This window comes from Dermacoccus sp. Tok2021 (assembly GCF_019895135.1).
Classification (GTDB): domain Bacteria; phylum Actinomycetota; class Actinomycetes; order Actinomycetales; family Dermatophilaceae; genus Dermacoccus; species Dermacoccus abyssi.
The window spans coordinates 100472-115720 of record NZ_JAGTHU010000008.1; the positions used below are offsets into that span (position 1 = coordinate 100472).

Sequence of the window (15249 nt, forward strand, 5' to 3'; positions counted from 1 at the left end):
CGGATCAGGCCGGGACGGTGATGTCGCTCGGCACGCGACCCCGACGCACCATGCCCAGGCATGCCACGGCCGCGAGTCCGCACAGCACGGCCCCGACCATCCAGGCCCACGTGTAGGTGCCGAGTTCGTCGCGCACCATGCCCGCGGCCGTCGCGGCGATCGCCGCCCCGATCTGGTGGCTCGCGAAGACCCAGCCGAAGACGATGGCGCCTCGCTCCGGGCCGAAGTACGCGCGGCACAGGGCAATGGTGGGCGGCACGGTTGCCACCCAGTCGAGGCCGTAGAAGAGGATGAAGACGAACATGCTCGGCTTCACGTCGTCGGTGAAGAGCATGGGCAGCACGATGAGGCTCAGTCCCCGGCCCGCGTAGTAGATCGTGAGCAGCAGCGCTGGGTCGACGCGGTCGGTGAGCCATCCCGAGAAGACCGTGCCGATGATGTCGAACACCCCGACGAGCGCGAGAAGGCTCGCGGCGGCTGTGCCGGCCATGCCGTGATCCATGGCTGCCGGAATGAAGTGGGTGCCGACAAGGCCGTTCGTCGTCGCGCCGCACACGGCGAACGTGAAGGCCAGGATCCAGAACGCCGGACGGGCGGACGCGTCCTTGAGGGACGAGAGCGCGAGTCGGGCGGCGCCCGTGGAAACCGGTGGGGGAGTGCGCACGGGCTCGTCGGCCGGAACGCCGTAGGCGTTGACGCCGAGGTCGGAGGGGTGATTGCGCATCCGCCACAGCACGAGCGGGATCGCGACGAGCGCCAGTGCACCGATGGCGACGGTGGCCGAGCGCCAGCCCGACGCATCGGTGAGCTGCGCCGTGATCGGCAGGAAGATGAGCTGACCCGTGGCAGCCCCGGCGGCCAGAACACCCGAGACGGTGGCGCGGCGCTTCTCGAACCACCGGTTGCTCACCGTCGCGACGAGCGACATCGACATGACGCCGGCGCCGAGGCCGATGAGCACGCCCCAGCACGCGATGAGCTGCCACGGCTGCGTCATCCACACCGGCAGCACGGCGCCTGCGGCGATGAGGGCGAGCGCGGCCACCACGACCGCGCGGACGCCGAAACGCTCCATGGCCGCGGCGGAGAACGGAGCAGTGAGGCCGTAGAAGAGGAGATTGACCGACACGGCGGAGCCGATGAGGCCCATCGACCACCCGAACTCCTCGTGGAGCGGATGCATCATGACGCTCGGTGCCGAACGGAAACCGGCGGCGGAGATCGCTGTGATGAAAGTGATGCCCGCGACGATCCAAGCGGGGTGGAGCCGCGGTGCGCGCGGGCGCATCGGCTGCGTCATGAACGCATGGTAGAGGCGCTCGACGCGAGCACGGGTAGGCTTCTCACTCGTGGCACGTCAGCGAGTTCCCGAAGGCCCACCTCCTGCACCGGCAGTGCAGAAGGTGTCCGTGCGCTACGCCAAGCGTGGGCGCCTGCGCTTCTCCTCGACACGCGACTTTCAGCGCGCGCTCGAGCGAGCGGTCCGTCGCGCGGGCGTGCCGATGGCCTTCTCCGCCGGCTTCCACCCTCATCCGCGTATTTCCTATGCCAACGCTGCCCCGACGGGAACGGCGTCCGAGTCGGAGTACTTCCAGCTCCAACTGACGCAGGTGTGTGACGTCGAGAAGCTTCGTGAGGCACTCGACGAGTCACTGCCGACGGATCTCGCGGTCCTGCGTGTCGTGGAAGCCGCACCGGGTGCGCTCGCGGATCTGCTCCAGGCCAGCGTCTGGCAACTCGACTTCGAGGGCATCCCGCTCGAGACCCTCACCGAAGCCGTCGACGCGTTGATGACGCGCACCGAGCTGCTTGTCACGCGCATGACGAAGTCGGGCGTGCGCGAGTTCGACGTCCGCCAGGCCGTCCTCACCTCCGAAGTCGTCGGGGTTCGTTCCGACGCCGGTGCCGAGATCGCCCGGTGGACGATGACGATCCAGCACACCACGCCCGCCGTGCGACCCAACGACGTGCTCAAGGGCATCGGTGAACTCACGGAACTCGTCGTTCCGCGCCCGCCGCTCATGACCCGCCTCGCGCAGGGCACTCTGGAGCCCGGCAACACGGTCGGAGACCCGTTCGAGCAATGATGTCCTCGCGTGGCGAGTGGGCCGCACGGTGACGACCTGTGCGATAATGCCTGTGGTTCGCGTGAGTCTCACAGAACTCGCGGCGAACCCGCAGAACCTTCCGACCGCGCCGACGGGACGTGGGGGACGACGGCGCGAGCCGCACCTCACCCGAAGCCGTCCGGAGCGAGGGTGGCCGACGCACACACTGCGAAGCTGCCGACCGCGAGGGGCTGCGGCGTGACGTTCGGTGCCGCGCGATGCGCGAGCCGACGATCCACGTAGAAGACGACTTCCGTCGTTGCGGGTCACGACCCGAGACGGCGATTTGCTTCATCCGCGCCGCGGCGCGTGCAAGGCCAAACGGGCCTTTCTGTGGCACACGCCGTGCCGACGAGAAGGAGGGCCCATGGCCCCCGAGAACAACGACGAGACCACCTTCGCGAGCCCCTTCTTCGCAGGTAGTCCTTTCGCCTCACAGCAGGCTCCCGAAACGCCGGAGGTCGACGAGACCGAGGAAACCGACACCACCGACGAGGCAGCTGCGGCTCCCGCGCCCGGCGCCGCCTTCGGTCTGCTCTTCAAGGCTCCGGACCCGCAGAAGCGCGCTCCCAAGCGTGAGCGCGTGCCCCGCGAGGACGAGCGTGATGAGGTCTCCGGTTCGGACGACGACGCCGAGTCCCGCTCGGAGGACGGCGACGACGGGGACGACACCTCGCGTGGCAACCGCGGGCGAGGCGGTCGTCGCGGATCGCGCGACGGGAACAGTGAGCGCAGCGACAGTTCGGCCAACTCCGGCGACGCCGACGACGTGAACGCCTCCGGCGACGACGACACCGATGACAACGACGACGACCAGACCCCGCGTCGCCGCCGGCGCGGTGGCCGCGGTCGCCGCTCGAACTCCTCCAAGAACTCGAGCGATTCCGGCGATTCGAACAACTCGGGCGACAAGAACTCGAACGAGTCGAACGGCTCGAACAACGGCAAGAACGCCGAGCGCGACGGCGACGCAAACGAGGACGACACCTCGGACAACGCCTCGAACGACTCCGACAACGGCGACGACGACTCCAACGACTCGGGTTCGCGCAAGCGCACCCGCCGTCGTCGCCGCAGCGGTTCGGGCGGCTCGGACTCCGACGACCCGAACACCGTCACCCGCGTCCGCGAGCCCCGCAAGGCCAAGGACGAGGTCACCTCGATCAAGGGTTCGACGCGCCTCGAGGCGAAGAAGCAGCGCCGCCGCGAGGGCCGCGAGGCCGGTCGTCGCCGCACCGTCATCACCGAGGCCGAGTTCCTCGCTCGCCGCGAGAGCGTCGAGCGCGTCATGGTCGTGCGTGAGCGCGAGGGCCGCACGCAGATTGGTGTCCTCGAGGACGGCGTGCTCGCCGAGCACTACGTCTCGCGCCAGGAGCAGGCCTCGTCGATGGCTGGCAACGTCTACCTCGGTCGCGTCCAGAACGTCCTGCCCTCCATGGAGGCCGCGTTCATCGACATCGGCCGCGGCCGCAACGCCGTGCTGTACGCCGGTGAGGTCAACTGGGACGCCGCCGGCCTCGACAACCAGCCCAAGCGCATCGAGCACGCCCTCAAGGCGGGCGAGAGCGTCCTCGTCCAGGTGACGAAGGACCCGATCGGCCACAAGGGCGCCCGCCTGACCTCGCAGATCTCCCTTCCGGGGCGCTTCCTCGTCTACGTGCCGGGCAACTCGATGACGGGCATCAGCCGCAAACTGCCCGACGTGGAGCGCGCGCGCCTGAAGAAGATCCTCAAGGAGGTCGTGCCCGCCGACGCCGGCGTCATCGTGCGCACGGCTGCTGAGGGTGCCTCCGAGGAGGAGCTGCGCGCCGACGTCGAGCGCCTCACGAAGATGTGGGAGAAGATCCAGAAGAAGGCCGAGAGCGGCAACGCCCCGGTGCTCGTGCACGGCGAGCCGGACCTCACGGTCCGCGTCATCCGTGACGTCTTCAACGAGGACTTCGCCAAGATGGTCGTCTCCGGCGACCGCGCCTGGAACGAGGTGCACTCCTACATCTCCGAGGTGGCTCCGGACCTCACCGAGCGCCTCGAGAAGTGGACCGGCGAGAAGGACGTCTTCGCCAAGCACCGCATCGACGAGCAGCTCGCCAAAGCCATGGACCGCAAGGTCTGGCTGCCGAGCGGTGGTTCGCTCGTCATCGACCGCACCGAGGCCATGACGGTGGTCGACGTCAACACGGGCAAGTTCGTCGGCTCCGGCGGCAACCTCGAAGAGACGGTGACGAAGAACAACATCGAAGCTGCCGAGGAGATCGTGCGTCAGCTGCGACTGCGCGACATCGGCGGCATCATCGTCGTCGACTTCATCGACATGGTGCTCGAGAGCAACCGCGAGCTCGTCGTGCGCCGTCTCCTCGAGTGCCTTGGACGTGACCGGACGAAGCACCAGGTTGCCGAGGTGACGTCGCTCGGCCTCGTGCAGATGACGCGTAAGCGTGTCGGTTCGGGCCTCGTCGAGGTGTTCTCCGAGCAGTGCGAGTCGTGCCATGGGCGCGGCATCATCGTGCACGACCACCCGGTCGAGAACCGTGACATCAACGGCAACGACACGAACCGCAAGGGTCGTGGCTCGCGTCGCGGTGGCAACGGCAATGGTGGCTCCAACAACGGAGGCGGCAACGGCAACACCTCCGGCGGCTCGAACTCCAACTCCAACGACTCGTCCCACGACAAGAAGGGCGACGAGCGCGACAAGGGGTTCGCCCAGATCGCGGCTGCGGCGCACGCTGCTGCCATCTCCGCGGGCGACAAGTCGGCCACGTCCGAACCGGTCTCCACGGCCTCGTCCGAGGACGCAGTCGTGAGCGAGAAGGACGCCGCGACGAAGGCGGCCGCACCCGAGCGCACCACGGTGCGTGAGAACGTCGGGCACGTCGAGTCGTCGTCGAGCACCTCGACGAAGAGCGCGCCGCAGGAGCCGGGCAAGGCCCCGGCTCGCCGTCGCGGTTCGCGTCGTGCCGCCACATCGACGGGTGCGCCCACGGCAGCCGGAGAGGCGACCGTCATGACGGTTCAGGCCTCCACTACCACGAGTGACGCTCCGGCAGCTGCCGCTGCGTCGCCCGAGACGCCCGCTGATGCTCCGAAGGTCGCGGCTGACTCGGCCCCGACTCAGGCGGAGGCCCCCGTCGTCACGCAGGAGGCGACGGCCGCCGCGAAGCGTCCGCGTCGTCGTGCGGCGTCGAGCTCGGGTGCGCCCGTGAGCCTGCAGGCCGTCGACCTGGCTGCCGCGCCGATGTCGAGCGCGCCGCTGACGAAGGTCGCCGGTGAGGCGAGCGACGCCGCCGGTTCCGCGCAGAGCGCTCCGACGCAGGCTGCGGTCACCTCCGAGGCGAAGGCCCCGGCCCGCAAGAAGCGCACGCGCGTCGTCGCCCCGGCCGGTGCGCCGGTCACGAAGGCCGACGAGTCCTGATCGCCGAACACCACGAGAGCGCCCCGCCTCCTGCCGTATCGCAGGTGGCGGGGCGCTTTCGACGAATGCGTCAGTAGCCGGTGCGGCCGTCCACGGCTTCGCGCAGAAGATCCATGTGCCCGAGGTGGCGGGCGTACTCCTCGACGAGGTGGACGAGGATCCAGCGCAGGTTGACCGGTTCGCCCCTACGCAGGCCGCGCACGGGGGAGTCGAGGTCGCTCCACGCGGCGGCCCGCGCTCGCGTCACGTCGAGTTCGTGCTCGTAGGCGGCGACGTTCTCGGCCGCGTCGGCGGCGTTCGCGAGGTCGAAGTCGCCGTCGGGCTCGTCCGCGGTGGAGTAGTAGTCGGGCACATCCTGTTCGTCGTCGAGCACGACGCGCAGCCAGTACGCCTCGGCCTCCGTGAGATGGCGCACGACACCGATGAGGCTGAGGGTGGACGGCGGAACGCTGCGGCGAGCGAGCTGCTCCGCGTCGAGGCCGGCGATCTTGAGCAGAACGGTGTCGCGGTAGAGATCGAGCCAGCCGTCGAGCACGGCGCGTTCGCCGCTCACCTTCGGCGGATCGCCTCGTTCGTCGTCGCGCTCGGGCACGATGGGTGTCGTCATGCGTGCAGCTTGGTGGCTGCGCGCCGGCGGGGGCAAGCGAATTTCGGGGCCTTCGCGGATTTGGGGCGAGCCACCGCGCACGGTACTCTTGATCTTTGGTGCGCCCACCGCGCCCGGTGTCCTGCTCGCAGGGTAGCTACCGGCCGGTCAGACAGAGCGAGTGCGCCATGACGAAAGAGAGTCCCACGTGTACGCGATTGTTCGCGCAGGTGGCCGCCAGGAGAAGGTCTCCGTCGGCGACACACTTCTGATCGACAAGGTGACGACGAAGCCGGGCGAGTCGTTCGAGCTCAAGCCGCTCATGCTCGTCGACGGTTCCGACATCACGGTCGACGCCGACGCGCTGGCCAAGGTCACCGTCACGGCCGAGGTCATCAAGGCCGCCAAGGGCCCGAAGATCACGATCATGAAGTACAAGAACAAGACGGGTTACCGTAAGCGCCAGGGCCACCGTCAGCCGCTGACGCAGATCAAGGTCACCAAGATCGGCTGAGCCACGGCTCAGAACTGATCTTCCACAGATTTTCGAAAGAGGCTTCGACATGGCACACAAGAAGGGTGCATCCTCGACCCGAAACGGTCGTGACTCCAACGCACAGCGACTCGGCGTGAAGCGCTTCGGCGGTCAGATCGTCGGCACCGGCGAGATCATCGTCCGCCAGCGCGGCACGCACTTCCACCCCGGTGAGAACGTCGGCCGTGGCGGCGACGACACGCTGTTCGCTCTCGCCCCCGGCGCGGTCAAGTTCGGCCAGCGCAAGGGCCGCAAGGTCGTCGACATCGTCGTCGAGCCGGAGATCACGGCCTGATCCTCGCGATCGCTTGTTGAAGGGGTGAGCCCAGCAATCGGGCTCACCCCTTCACGCATGTCTGCACGTCCCTAGAATCGAGGACGAGGGCTCTTCGCCGTTCGTCCACTGGCTGCGTCCGCTCGAGGCCGCACCGAAAGGAACCACCATGGCAACGAACTTCGTCGACCGCGTCGTCCTCAATGTGACGGCGGGCAACGGCGGCCACGGCGTGGCCTCCGTCAAACGTGAGAAGTTCAAGCCGCTCGGTGGCCCCGACGGCGGCAACGGCGGTCACGGCGGCGACGTCGTGTTCGAGGTCGACCCCCAGGTGACGACGCTGCTCGAGTACCACCGCAACCCGCACCGCAGCGCCACGAACGGCAAGCCCGGCGCGGGCGACGAGCGCAACGGCGCCGACGGCGACGACCTCGTCCTTCCGGTGCCCGAAGGCACGGTCGTCAAGGACCGTGAGGGCAACATCCTCGCCGACCTCGTCGGCTTCGGCAGCCGGTTCATCGCTGCCGCCGGCGGTCGCGGTGGACTCGGCAACAAGGCCCTCGCGAGCCGCCGCCGCAAGGCTCCCGGCTTCGCCCTCCTCGGCGAACCGGGGGAGACGGCCGACGTCGTGCTCGAGCTCAAGACGCTCGCCGACGTGGCCCTCATCGGCTTCCCCAGCGCAGGCAAGAGCTCGCTCGTCTCCGTCGTGAGCGCGGCCAAGCCGAAGATCGCCGACTACCCGTTCACGACGCTCGTGCCGAACCTGGGCGTCGTCAACGCGGGCAGTGAGCGCTTCACCATCGCGGACGTGCCCGGCCTCATCCCCGGCGCCAGCCAGGGCAAGGGCCTCGGCCTCGAGTTCCTGCGACACGTCGAGCGCTGCTCGGTGCTCGTGCACGTCATCGACTGCGCCACGCTCGAGCCGGGCCGCGACCCCATGAGTGACCTCGACCAGATCGAGCACGAGCTGTCGGAGTACGTCGCCGACGACTCGCTGGGCGGCAAGCCGCTGTCCGAGCGCACCCGCATCGTCGTGCTCAACAAGGCCGACGTTCCCGACGCACTCGAACTCGCCGAGATGGTCAAGCCGGACCTCGAGGCCCGCGGGCTCGAAGTCTTCATCGTCTCCGCCGTCGCCCACCTCGGACTCAAGGAGCTCACGTTCGCGCTTGCGCGTCACGTCGCCGAAGCCCGCAAGGAAGTCGAATCCGCCGTGCCCGCGCGCGTCATCGTCCGACCCAAGGCCATGGACGACGCCGGGTTCAAGATCGTCAAGGAAGGCGGCACGGACGGCACGATGTTCCGCATCGTCGGCGAGCGCCCCACCCGCTGGGTTCGCCAGACCGACTTTGCGAACGACGAAGCAGTTGGCTACCTTGCGGACAGGTTGAACCGCCTCGGAGTGGAAGAAGAACTGTTCAAGGCCGGCGCAGCGCCCGGCTCGACGGTTCTCATCGGCCCCGGCGACAACGCCGTCGTCTTCGATTGGGAGCCCACGCTGCAGGCGGGCGCGGAACTGCTCGGTGCACGCGGCACCGACCTGCGCCTCGAGGAGAACGCTCGCCCCACTCGCGCCGAGAAGCGCGACGAGTTCCACGGCCGCAAGGACGGCCAGCGTGTGGCTCGCGAAGAGATCGCCGCGGAACGGGAAGCCGGTATCTGGACCGAGCACGACGGCTACCGCCAGTAGTCACCTCGCCGTTCGACGAGTCGGAGAAGGGAATACCCCCGTTGTCTGCAGCCCACACGAGCGAGAGCCTTCGCGAGCAGATTCGCGATGCCAAACGCGTCGTCGTCAAGGTCGGTTCGTCGTCCATCACATACACGAGTGGGGGCATCAACCACTCCGCGCTCACCGAGCTCGTCGGCATCCTCGCCGAACGTCGCCACGCGGGCAAGGAAGTGCTCCTCGTCTCCTCCGGCGCCATCTCCGCAGGCATGGCGCCGCTCGGGATGCAGACGCGGCCCACCGCGCTCCCCGAGGCGCAGGCCGCCGCCGCAGTCGGCCAGGGCCAGATCATGTCGGCCTACTCGCTGCTGTTCCAGGGCCTCGGCCTCACCGCCGGGCAGGTACTCCTCACGAGTGACGACGTCACCCGCCGCACCACCTACCTCAACGGCCGATCCACCCTCGAGACGCTCCTCGACCACGGGGCCGTGCCGATCATCAACGAGAACGACACCGTCGCCACCCAGGAGATCCGCTTCGGCGACAACGACCGCCTCGCCGCGCTCGTCAGCCACCTCATCGACGCCGACGCGCTCATCCTGCTCTCCGACGTCGACTCCCTCTACGACGGCCCGCCCAGCCGCGAAGGCACCAAGCGCATCCCGTTCGTCCCCAACGTCGAAGAGATGAAGGACGTCGAGATCGGCGGCACCGGATCCGGCGTCGGCACCGGCGGCATGCGCACCAAGATCGACGCAGCCCGCATCGCCACCGCCGCAGGTGTGCCCACGATGCTCACCTCCATGCCGCAGGCCCGCGAAGCCTTCGCCGGCGACGACATCGGCACCGCCTTCGCGCCCACCGGACGCCGCCGCGGAGCCCGCCGCCTCTGGCTCGCTCACGCCACCACGCCCGCCGGCCGCCTCGTCCTCGATGAAGGCGCCGTCAAGGCTGTGCGCGACCGAGGACGCTCCCTCCTGCACGCCGGAGTCGTCGCCACAGAAGGCCGCTTCCTCGCAGGCGACGCCGTCGACCTCGCCGACGAGAACGGCACCGTCTTCGCCCGCGGCCTCGTCAACTACGACGTCGCCGACGTCGAACGCGCCAAAGGCCGCTCCACCCGCGAACTCTCCGACAACATCGGCCCCGCCTTCGAGCGGAGCCTTGTGCACCGCGACCATTTGGTCGTGCTCCCGTAGCCCTGTCTTCCGGCCGGGCCCAGGGGCCCGTCTCGGTGCGACATGGCTTCGGGCCACTCGTCGGTCAGGGCGCGTGAGAACCCCTCGCAAGCTCGGGATTCTCACGCGCCCTGGTCTCCTCGTGGAGTCCGCTTCCAGCAGGGTTGGCTCTACGAAGAGTGTTTCGGCTTTGTCGGTGCTGGGCTTTGGCGGGCAGGGGCTGCCGCGCGCCCCCTCGGCCAGGCTCCGTCACGCCTTGAGTGGAGGGACCCGGCGGGTGGTGCGTCCCGGGCCCGCCTCTCCGGCTTGGTATGTGACCCGGGCCGCATTCGCGTTTGGGTCGCTGTTGGCCCCTCCATAGGATGAAAAACATGAACAGCAACCTTGAGCAGTCCACCGCACGGGTCGCCGCAGCCGGAAAGGCCGCGCGCGTCGCCTCGAAGCGACTCGCCCTGCTGTCACGCGCCGAGAAGGACGCCGCCCTCGGCGTCCTCGCCGACGCCATCGAAGCCGCCGAGGCGAGCATCGTCGCCGGAAACGAACGCGACCTCGAACGCGGCCGCGACGCCGGCATCTCCGACAGCCTCGCCGACCGCCTCCGCATGACGCCCGAACGCGTCAGCGCCGTCGCGCAGGCCCTCCGCGATCTCGCCGCACTGCCCGACCCCGTGGGTGAGGTCGTGCGCGGCAACACCCTTGCCAACGGCCTGCAGATAAAGCAGGTTCGCGTACCCATGGGTGTCGTCGGCATGGTCTACGAAGCCCGCCCCAACGTCACGGTGGACGCGGCCGGCCTCGGCCTCAAGAGCGGCAACGCCATGATCCTGCGCGGTGGCTCCGCAGCCGCAGACACCAACGCCGCCATTGTCGCCGCGCTCCGCGAGAGCCTCGAACGCCAAGGCCTGCCCGCCGACGCCGTGCAGCTGCTCGACGGCGGCCACGAGGACGTCCAGGCACTCATCACCGCGCGCGGCCTCGTCGACCTCGTCATTCCGCGCGGGGGAGCGAAGCTCATCGAGACCGTCGTCACCGGCTCCACCGTGCCCGTCATCGAGACCGGCACCGGCAACGTCCACGTCTACGTGGACGCCGACGCCGACCTCGACATGGCGCTCGGGATTGCCGTGAACTCCAAGACGCACCGTCCGAGCGTCTGCAACGCCGCCGAATCGTTGCTCGTGCACCGCGACGTCGCTGACGAGTTCCTCCCGCGCGTGCTGCGCACGCTCGCCGACAAGGACGTGACCCTTCACGCCGACGAGCGCGCCACGGCCCTCGCCGGCGACGTCGAGACGAAGCCCGTCACGGACGAAGCCTGGAACACCGAGTTCCACGACCTCGAAATGTCCGTCGGCGTCGTCGACTCACTCGACGAGGCCATCGAGCACATCGACGGCTACTCGACGCACCACACCGACTGCATCGTCACCGAGAACCGTGCCGCCGCACGCACGTTCATCGCCCAGGTCGACTCGGCCGTCGTCATGGTCAACGCCTCGACGCGCTTCACCGACGGCGGCGAGTTCGGCTTCGGCGCCGAGATCGGCATCTCGACGCAGAAGCTGCACGCCCGCGGACCGATGGCGCTCGCCGAGCTCACGACGACCAAGTGGGTCGTCGACGGAGACGGTCAGATCCGCTGAGCGGCCTCGCCGATGCCGTGACGGACTGCCCGACGCGCCCTCCTTCACGACGCGTGCGCGATTACGGCGGGTTCCGGGGCGAGGTGCTCGATCGACGGCTGGCGGCCGAGCGCGGACTCCTCGAGCGAGTCGTAGGCGACGTAGTGCGTCGGGCGTGCCTGCACCGCGGCGAACATGCGGCCCACGTACTCGCCCAGGAGCCCGAGGCCGAGCAACTGCGCGGCCCCGAAGCCGCTGATGACGACGATCGTGGAGGCCCAGCCCGTCACGGAGTGGCCCATGACCTTGGCCCACAATGCGAACGCGCCGACGCCGAAGGCGACGAGCAATCCGAGCAGCCCGCACCACGTCGCGAGGCGCAGCGGTGCGCTCGATGCGCCGGTGACGGCGTCGAGCGACAGCCGCAACATCTTGCTCAGCGGATACTTGGAGCGGCCGGCGGCGCGTTCCTCGCGGCGGTAGCCGACCTCGGCGGAGGGGAAACCGAGCGTCGGCACGGCGAGGCGCAGCACGCGGTTCGTCTCCGGCAGGGCCAGAACGGCGTCGACCGTCGCGCGCGACATCATCCGGAAGTCGCCGGCGTTCATCGCGCCGCGTGCGCCGAGCCGGGCCATGACGGCGTAGAACCCCTCGGCGGTGACCCGCTTGAAGAACGTGTCGCTCGAGCGATCCGTGCGCACGCCGTAGACGACGTCGACGCCGCGCCGCGTGCCGACGCGCAGCATCTCGCTGATCACCTCGGGCGGATCCTGCAGGTCGGCGTCGATCGTCACCGCCCAGTCGCCACGTGCGCGGGCGAGGCCGGCGCTGATCGCGGCCTGGTGACCCGAGTTGGCGCGCAGCCGGACGACGCGTAGCTGCGGCCACGCGCGGCGGTAGCGCTCGAGCAGAGCGGGCGTCGCGTCACGGGAGCCGTCGTCGATGCACACGACCTCGTAGGACGCGCGCAGATCGTCAAGCACGGGGCGGAGTCGCTCGACGAAGAGGGGGAGGACGGACTCCTCGTCGAACATGGGGACGACGACGGAAAGGTGGGGATTCATGACGGCAGCTCTCGTGACGTGCGGTGCGCAACGGCCTGGCGTCAGCGACGTTAGGAGGGCCTGCTGTCCCGATGCTGTGTCGAGGCAGTATCCTTGCTTTCATGACGTCGCTTGTTTCGCTCGCCGCAGCCGTTGAGGTTCCGGAGCTCGAGGAGAACCACATCTTCATGCCGCCGTGGGGCTTCGGTCTCATGGCGTTCACCATCTTCTTGCTGCTGTTCGCGCTGCTGTGGGCCTTCCGTAACACGGCTGCCCGCTTCGGTGCGCCGCGCGGCCAGGCTCACCACGGTGGCCCGGCTCCCGACAACCACAAGAAGCACGGGGCTTCGCACTGACACCACGAATCGGGGTCATGGGCGGTACGTTCGACCCCATTCACCACGGTCACCTCGTCGCGGCGAGCGAGGTTCAAAGCCTCCTCGACCTCGACGAGGTCATTTTCGTGCCCACGGGGCAGCCGTGGCAGAAGGCCGGTCGTGACGTCGCGGCTGCGGAGCACCGCTACCTCATGACGGTCATCGCGACAGCCTCGAACCCGCGCTTCAGCGTCAGCCGTGTCGACATCGATCGTGCCGGCCCGACGTACACGCGCGACACGTTGAAGGATCTGCACGCGCAGCGTCCCGACGCGGAACTGTTCTTCATCACGGGCGCCGACGCCCTGGCACAGATCCTGTCGTGGAAGGGTGTCGAGGAGCTGTGGGATCTCGCCCACTTCATCGGCGTCACCCGGCCCGGGCACGAGTTGAGTGACCACGGGCTCCCGCGTGATCGCGTCACCCTGCACGAGATTCCGGCCATGGCGATCAGTTCCACCGACTGCCGTGACCGCGTTCGCGGCGAAAAGCCGGTCTGGTATCTCGTGCCGGACGGCGTCGTGCAGTACATCCACAAATATCAGCTTTACGGCCCCGACGCGGGCCACCTCCAGGAGGACTAGGTGACGGCTACAGACCGTTCCATCGAACTGACGCAGGCGGCCGCCCAGGCCGCTGCGGACAAGCTTGCGACGTCCATCGTCGCGCTCGACGTGAGCGACCAGCTCGCGATCACCGACACGTTCGTCATCGCCTCGGCGGAGAGCGAGCGTCAGGTCAACGCCATCGTCGACGCCGTCGAGGAGGCCTTGTTGCCGCTCGGCGCCAAGCCGGTACGCCGCGAGGGCCGCGCGTCGGGCCGTTGGGTGCTCATCGACTTCGGTGACATCGTGCTGCAGGCCTTCCACGAGGAGGACCGGGAGTTCTACGACCTCGAGCGCCTCTGGCAGGACTGCCCCGTCATCGAGTTGGATCTCGAGGAAGCCGCTTCCTGATGGTCGCACCGCTCGATGGCCCGCTTCGGCGGGCCATTTTACTGCGCCACGGTCAAACGGCGTGGAATCTCGAGAAGCGCTGGCAGGGACGAACGGACATCGCCCTCGATGCCACGGGACTCGCCCAGGCGGAGCGGGCGGCCGAGGTGCTCGTGCGGGACGCCTCCATCGTGTCCCTGACGTACTCACCGCTACGCCGCGCTGCGCAGACGGCGGCCGTGCTCAAGGGGGCGTTAGATCTTCGCGGACGTCCGCTGCGGCGTCGAAGCGACGAGCGCCTCGTCGAGATCGACACGGGCCAGTGGTCGACGATGCTGCACAGCGAGGTTCACGACGCCTACCCCGAGGAGAGCGCAGCCCTCGCGCGGGGGGAGGACATCCCGCGCGGCGTGCACGGTGAGTCGATGGCGGACGTAGCTGCACGCGTCCGTCCCGCGTTCGACGAGGCCACGGCGCCGCTCGCGGCGGGGGAGAGTGCCCTGCTCGTTCTGCACGGTGCCGCGATGCGCGCCCTGGCTGCTGACGCCGTGGGTCTTACTCACGGGCAGGTGGCGCACACTTTCACGGCCATCGGCAACTGCCGGTGGATCGTGCTCGTGGGCGACGACTCCGGCTCGTGGCGGGTGGAGCAGTGGAATGCGGGCGCCGGGGCTGCGGCGCCCTGATCGGTGACGATCTCCAGCGCTGAGTCAGGCACTGGGTCTCGCTGCGCCCTGTGACGTACATTGGCAACCAAAGTTACTCACCCGTACACGAGGAGCGGACGAGCGAGATGAGCAAGCACGCAGGACGTGAGCGCAAGCGGATGTCACCGCAGCGCATGGCGCGACTGATGAACTTCTACCCGCCGTTGCTCGGCGCCGGCATCCGGGTGCGCGAGTTCAACGAGGACTGGACGCGTGCACGCGTCGAGCTTCGTCTCAACCGCTTCAACCGTAACCAGAACGGCACCGCGTTCGGCGGCTCGCTCAACGCGATGACTGACGCCTTTTACCCGCTGCTCGTCATGCACCAGATCGGCACGGACTATCTCGTGTGGGACAAGGCGTGCGAGATCGAGTTCAAGAAGCCGGGCACAGGCACCGTCTACGCGGAGTTCGAAGCGCCCAAGGAACTCGTCGCCGAGTTGAAGGCGAAGGCTGACGCCGAGGGCAAGGTGCTGCACACGTTCGAATGCGATCTTCACATGGCGGACGGCACCGTGGTGGCTCACGCGAAGCGCGTGGTCTACATCCGGGAGCGCTCGGATCGAGCCGCGGGCCAGGGGCAGGCGCAGTCGACCGGCGCGCCGGTTTCAGAGGTGTCGAACGTCGGCTGACCCCCGATTTGCGGGTGGCCGTGAAGGCTCGCTAAAGTATGCGAGTCGCGCAGCGTTGCTGAGTGATTCGCGCGGGGCTATGGCGCAGTTGGTAGCGCGCTTCCATGGCATGGAAGAGGTCTGGGGTTCGAATCCCCATAGCTCCACAGGTACGCCGAAGGGGCCGGACAC

At 68.6% G+C, this 15249-nt stretch carries 15 protein-coding genes and 1 tRNA gene; 13 read left to right on the forward strand and 3 right to left on the reverse strand.

The features are described 5' to 3' along the window. Positions 1 to 4 precede the first annotated feature (4 nt). Positions 5 to 1300 (reverse strand): MFS transporter, encoded by a 1296-nt coding sequence (locus tag K9D12_RS06655; protein WP_223059740.1) that lies wholly within the window; start codon positions 1298 to 1300, stop codon positions 5 to 7. 49 nt (positions 1301 to 1349) lie between these two features. Between K9D12_RS06655 and K9D12_RS06660 the strand changes: the two genes are divergently transcribed. Both K9D12_RS06660 and K9D12_RS06665 read left to right on the forward strand, forming a co-directional pair. Beyond that, positions 1350 to 2087 (forward strand): TIGR03936 family radical SAM-associated protein, encoded by a 738-nt coding sequence (locus K9D12_RS06660; protein ID WP_223059741.1) that lies wholly within the window; start codon positions 1350 to 1352, stop codon positions 2085 to 2087. A 388-nt stretch (positions 2088 to 2475) separates the two neighbouring features. Then, positions 2476 to 5520 (forward strand): Rne/Rng family ribonuclease, encoded by a 3045-nt coding sequence (locus K9D12_RS06665; protein ID WP_223059742.1) that lies wholly within the window; start codon positions 2476 to 2478, stop codon positions 5518 to 5520. 70 nt (positions 5521 to 5590) lie between these two features. On the opposite strand, the gene K9D12_RS06670 is transcribed toward K9D12_RS06665, so the two are convergent. Then, positions 5591 to 6127, reverse strand: a complete 537-nt coding sequence (locus K9D12_RS06670) for a DinB family protein (RefSeq protein ID WP_223059743.1) — start codon at positions 6125 to 6127, stop codon at positions 5591 to 5593. A gap of 187 nt (positions 6128 to 6314) precedes the next feature. On the opposite strand from K9D12_RS06670, the gene rplU reads away from it, so the two are divergent. The 5 genes from rplU to K9D12_RS06695 all read left to right on the forward strand — a co-directional run bounded on the left by rplU (position 6315) and on the right by K9D12_RS06695 (position 11405). Next, positions 6315 to 6620, forward strand: coding sequence for a 50S ribosomal protein L21 (rplU, locus tag K9D12_RS06675; protein WP_047312036.1), 306 nt, complete (start codon positions 6315 to 6317; stop codon positions 6618 to 6620). 49 nt (positions 6621 to 6669) lie between these two features. After that, entirely contained in the window at positions 6670 to 6936 is a 267-nt protein-coding gene (rpmA, locus tag K9D12_RS06680) for a 50S ribosomal protein L27 (RefSeq protein ID WP_047312037.1), read from the forward strand. Between the two features lie 148 nt (positions 6937 to 7084). Next, complete coding sequence (gene obgE / locus K9D12_RS06685; RefSeq protein WP_223059744.1) at positions 7085 to 8605, forward strand: GTPase ObgE; 1521 nt, start codon at positions 7085 to 7087, stop codon at positions 8603 to 8605. Positions 8606 to 8646: 41 nt separating this feature from the next. Then, on the forward strand, positions 8647 to 9783 hold the full coding sequence (proB, locus tag K9D12_RS06690) for a glutamate 5-kinase (protein WP_182434647.1): 1137 nt from the start codon (positions 8647 to 8649) through the stop codon (positions 9781 to 9783). Positions 9784 to 10133: 350 nt separating this feature from the next. After that, positions 10134 to 11405 carry a glutamate-5-semialdehyde dehydrogenase gene (locus tag K9D12_RS06695; RefSeq protein ID WP_225911001.1) on the forward strand — a complete coding sequence of 424 codons (1272 nt, stop codon included), beginning with the start codon at positions 10134 to 10136 and terminating at the stop codon, positions 11403 to 11405. Positions 11406 to 11449: 44 nt separating this feature from the next. On the opposite strand, the gene K9D12_RS06700 is transcribed toward K9D12_RS06695, so the two are convergent. Further along, positions 11450 to 12448 carry a glycosyltransferase family 2 protein gene (locus K9D12_RS06700; protein WP_223059746.1) on the reverse strand — a complete coding sequence of 333 codons (999 nt, stop codon included), beginning with the start codon at positions 12446 to 12448 and terminating at the stop codon, positions 11450 to 11452. A gap of 101 nt (positions 12449 to 12549) precedes the next feature. Between K9D12_RS06700 and K9D12_RS06705 the strand changes: the two genes are divergently transcribed. The 6 genes from K9D12_RS06705 to K9D12_RS06730 all read left to right on the forward strand — a co-directional run bounded on the left by K9D12_RS06705 (position 12550) and on the right by K9D12_RS06730 (position 15224). Continuing rightward, entirely contained in the window at positions 12550 to 12783 is a 234-nt protein-coding gene (locus tag K9D12_RS06705; RefSeq protein ID WP_047312042.1) for a hypothetical protein, read from the forward strand. Further along, a complete protein-coding gene (gene nadD / locus K9D12_RS06710) occupies positions 12780 to 13388 on the forward strand; it encodes a nicotinate-nucleotide adenylyltransferase (RefSeq protein WP_255573073.1) in 609 nt (202 codons plus the stop codon). Before K9D12_RS06705 ends, nadD begins: the two co-directional genes overlap by 4 nt. Beyond that, positions 13389 to 13760: a ribosome silencing factor gene (gene rsfS, locus K9D12_RS06715; protein WP_223059748.1), complete on the forward strand. Its 372-nt coding sequence runs from the start codon at positions 13389 to 13391 to the stop codon at positions 13758 to 13760. Continuing rightward, a complete protein-coding gene (locus K9D12_RS06720; protein ID WP_223059749.1) occupies positions 13760 to 14425 on the forward strand; it encodes a histidine phosphatase family protein in 666 nt (221 codons plus the stop codon). Before rsfS ends, K9D12_RS06720 begins: the two co-directional genes overlap by 1 nt. A gap of 107 nt (positions 14426 to 14532) precedes the next feature. Next, positions 14533 to 15078 carry a DUF4442 domain-containing protein gene (locus tag K9D12_RS06725; RefSeq protein WP_223059750.1) on the forward strand — a complete coding sequence of 182 codons (546 nt, stop codon included), beginning with the start codon at positions 14533 to 14535 and terminating at the stop codon, positions 15076 to 15078. 73 nt (positions 15079 to 15151) lie between these two features. Then, positions 15152 to 15224 (forward strand) — tRNA-Ala (locus tag K9D12_RS06730). Positions 15225 to 15249: the final 25 nt, after the last annotated feature.